2 protein-coding genes and 1 pseudogene are annotated in these 3,959 nt (G+C 75.0%); all 3 read left to right on the top strand.

Translation table 11 applies throughout. The annotated features are described in order from the left end of the window. Nucleotides 1–109 precede the first annotated feature (109 nt). Nucleotides 110–3,175 carry an FtsK/SpoIIIE domain-containing protein gene (locus AB0K09_RS30815; RefSeq protein ID WP_366068700.1) on the top strand — a complete coding sequence of 1,022 codons (3,066 nt, stop codon included), beginning with the start codon at nt 110–112 and terminating at the stop codon, nt 3,173–3,175. Between the two features lie 114 nt (nt 3,176–3,289). Next, nucleotides 3,290–3,577: a hypothetical protein gene (locus AB0K09_RS30810; RefSeq protein ID WP_366068699.1), complete on the top strand. Its 288-nt coding sequence runs from the start codon at nt 3,290–3,292 to the stop codon at nt 3,575–3,577. Between the two features lie 13 nt (nt 3,578–3,590). Next, a pseudogene (locus tag AB0K09_RS30805) lies at nt 3,591–3,959 on the top strand (hypothetical protein); the annotation flags it as partial.

Raw genomic sequence — 3,959 nt, 5'->3', positions numbered from 1 at the left:
GCCGCCGCGCCCCCAACCGGTCAGATACGGGACAGGCTTTACGACCTCGTGCACGGTTGGCCGTGGCGCGTCGCCGGCCGTGCTGTGTCCTCGGGCGCAGGTGCCCGTCGTGGTCGGCCTGTCGGCCGGCGAGGCGGTCGGCCTGGAGGGGGACCGGCGGGCCGCTCTGGCCGTCGCCCGGTCCCTGCTGTGCCAGGCCGTGGTCGGCAGCGGCCCCGCGGACCTGACCGTGGCCGTCTTCACCGACCCCGACCGGCTCGCCGACTGGGACTGGACCAAGTGGCTGCCCCACGGCGCGGACCCCCAGTCCGGGACGGCCCGGCTGGTGGCGGCCGGCCCCGAACAGGCCGAGGCCCTGGCCCGGGCCCTGCTCACCGCCGCCCCGGCCCGCACCGAGGACCGGCCCGCACCCGTCCTGCTCGTCGTCGTGGACGGCGCCGCACTGCTGGAGGGCCGCCCCTGCCCCCTGCGCGACCTGCTCGCCGGCGGCTCCGTACGCTGCGGCGCCCTCGTGCTGACCACCCGGCTGCCCGCCCTGTGCACCACCGTCGTCACGGCCACCGCCAAGGGCTCCGGACGCGTCCGCGACGTGGCCTCCGGCCAGGTGACCGACGACGTGCTGCTGGCCGGCCTGCGCGCCCGCGAGGCACGGGAGACCGCCAGGGCGCTGGCCCGCTTCGAGGACCCCGAGCTGCGCGTCGAGGGAGCCGGACTGCCCGACCGGATCCCGCTGCTGCCCCTGCTCGACCTGCCCACCGTGGACGGCGCCGGCGTCGGCGAACGCTGGCGGCGGCGGGCCCCGCACCTGAGGGTCGGCGCCGTCCTCGGCGTCAGCGAACGCGACCTGTTCACCGTCGACCTCGACGACGACGGACCGCACGCCCTGATAGCCGGCACCACCGGCTCGGGCAAGAGCGAACTGCTGCGCACCCTCATCGCGAGCATGGCCGCCGACGCCGATCCCGAACACCTCACCTTCGCCCTCGTCGACTACAAGGGCGGCGGCGCCCTCGACGAGTGCGCCGAACTGCCGCACACCGTCGGCCTGGTCACCGATCTCGACGAGCAGCTCGGCGAACGCGCCCTGCGCTGCCTCGACGCGGAACTCCGCCACCGCGAACGCCTGCTGCGCGACGTCGGCCTGAGCCACATCCGCGACTACCAGCGGCTGCGCGACACCGGCCGCCGCGACCTCGAACCGATGCCCCGGCTCGCCGTCGTCATCGACGAGTTCGCCACCCTCGTCAAGGCCCTCCCGGACTTCGTCGACTCGCTCGTCGGCATCGCCCAGCGCGGCCGGACCCTCGGGGTCCACCTCGTCATGGCCACCCAGCGGCCCGCCGGATCGGTCAGCGACGCCATCAAGAACAACGTCAAACTCCGCATCGCGCTGCGCCTCGAAAGCACCGGCGATTCCCAGGACGTCATCGACAGCCCGGCCGCCGCCGGCATCGGCACCCGCCAGTGGGGCCGCGCCTACTACCGGCTCGGCGCACGCGAGGTCCTGCCCGTGCAGACCGCGCTGTCGACCGGCGTCACCCCACGGGCCGCGGTGACCGCCCCGGTGACGGCCGTACCGTTCCGGCTCGGCCTGCCCGTGGCGGACCCGTCCGCCGGCGGCACGGACGGCGAGACCGATCTGCGGCGGCTGGTCGCGGCCGCGCGGGAAGCCGCCGGCCTCGCCGGCTTCGCCCCACCCCGCCGCCCCTGGCCCGACCCGCTCCCCGGCACCGTCCCCCTCGCCGGCCTGCCCGCCCGGGCCGAACGCGGCCTCCACACCGACACCGCCGGACTGCCCGCCTGGGCACTCGCCGACGACCCGGAACGCCAGCGGCAGTACCCCGTCGGCTGGGACCCGGCAGCGGGAAACCTGCTCCTCTACGGCGGCGGAGGCTCCGGCATCTCCACCGCCCTGGCCGCGCTCGCCCTGACCGTCGCCGCCACCACCCCGCCCGGCCGGCACCACCTCTTCGTCCTCGACATGGGCGCCGGCGCCCTGGCCCCGCTGGCCGGACTCCCGCACACCGGGGCCCACATCGGCTCCGCCGAACGGGAACGGCAGATCCGCCTGATCAAACTCCTGCGCCGCGAGCTCGACGCCCGCAAGTCCCACCGCCCCGCCGACGGCCCCGACTGGCTGGTGCTCATCGACAACCTCGGCGCCCTCCTCGCGGACTTCGACAAGGACGTGGCCGGCATGAACCTCATCGACGAGCTCGCCCGCGTCTACGCCGACGGACCCGCCGTCGGCATCCGGTTCGCCGTCGGCGCCGACCGCGCCGGCGCCGTCCCCACCGCCTGGTCCGCCCTGACGCAGACCAAGGTCCTGCTGCGCCTGGCCGACCCCGGCGAGTACGGCTACTTCGACGTGCCCCGCGGCGCCGTCCCCACGTACGTCCCGGGCCGGGCCCTGGTGGCCGCCAACCGGCAGGTCATCCAGATCGGATGGCCCGGCGAGGACCTGACGGAGGCCGTCGCCCGTACCGCCGCCCGCCATCCCGGCGCCGTCCGCACCGCACCCGCGGTCGGACTGCTGCCCACGGACGTCCCCGCCACCGGCCTGACCGCCGCGACCGCCGCGGACCCCTGGTGGCTGCCGGTCGGCCTGGACGCCGACACCCTGGACCACGCCGGACTCCGGCTCCACGAACACGAACACGCCCTGATCGCGGGCCCCCAGCGGTCCGGGCGCAGCACGGCCCTGTGCACCCTCGCCCGGCTGGTCACGACCTGCGCCGGCACCCCGCCGCGCGTCGTCGCCCTCGCCCCGCGCCGCTCCCCGCTGCGGGACCTGCCCGGCCCGGTCACCGTCGTGACCGCGTACGACGCCCTGGAACAGGCCCTCCCGGCACCGGGGGAACCGACGCTCCTCCTCGTCGACGACGCGGACACGGTGGAGGACGCGGCCGGCGTCCTGGAACGCTGGCTCACCGCCGCCGGCCCCGGCAGCCATCTGATAGCGGCCGGCCGCGCCGACGCCCTGCGCCGCTCCTACGGCCACTGGACCCAGCGTGCCCGCGACAGCCGCTGCGGCGTGCTGCTCTGCCCCGACCACGACCTCGACGGCGACCTCCTCGGCACCGAACTCCCGCGCCACGACCGCATGCGCCCCCTGCCGGGCCGGGGCTATCTCGTCGTCGACGGTCTCGCGAGCGGTGTGCAGGTGGCGCGCTGACGCGCCGACGCGCGCGTTGCGCGGAAGGCCGACGGGTGTGCGCTCACGGTCAATGACGACGCGGCGGGGGAGCGGGAGAATTCCGGTGAGCGTTCACCCAGGGGGAACAGACGAATGCCACCCGACTACGACTTCGCGGCCGCCGACCAGCTGGGCCGGCAACTGGCGCAACTCGTCGACAAACTGGACTGGTTGATAAACCTGCGCACCGGCCGGCGCAAGGCCCTTCTCGGCACTGCGCACAGCGACAACTGGCAGGGCGGCAAACGGAACAAGTTCGAGAGTGAGTTCGCGCGGCAACAGGCCGCACTGATCGAGCTGAAGGCAGCGGCACGCACCTTGCAGGCAAGCGTGGCGCACGCCACGGAGCAGGCGCACGCCGCCCGGAAGAACGGGAATTAGGTACACGATCGGCATGGGTACGGTATCGGCGATCCCGGAGAACCTCCTCGCGTATTCCGACGCCTGCACGCACGGCGCGGAACAGCTCCGGACGTGGGTGCGGACGGTCCTGCAACCCGCGCTGCGGGCCTACGAGAAGGGCGGCGGCCTGTGCAGCGCCCTGGACGGGCAGGTCACCCGGCAGCTGACCGCCGCCCAGAGCACCGACCGGGATGTGCGGACGGTCGGCCGGGCGTTTCAGGAGACCCAGCACGGCGTCGTGACAGTCCGGAATTCCACCATGCCCGTCAGGGCCTCCGAGCAGGCCGTGAACGCGGCCTTCGACCTGCTCCGCGCCCAGGACGCGCACCGGGCACAGATGGACGCCGGGGCGGCGCTCGCC

The organism is Streptomyces sp. NPDC049577 (assembly GCF_040675635.1).
Classification (GTDB): domain Bacteria; phylum Actinomycetota; class Actinomycetes; order Streptomycetales; family Streptomycetaceae; genus Streptomyces.
This window is presented reverse-complemented; position numbering and strand designations above follow the sequence as displayed.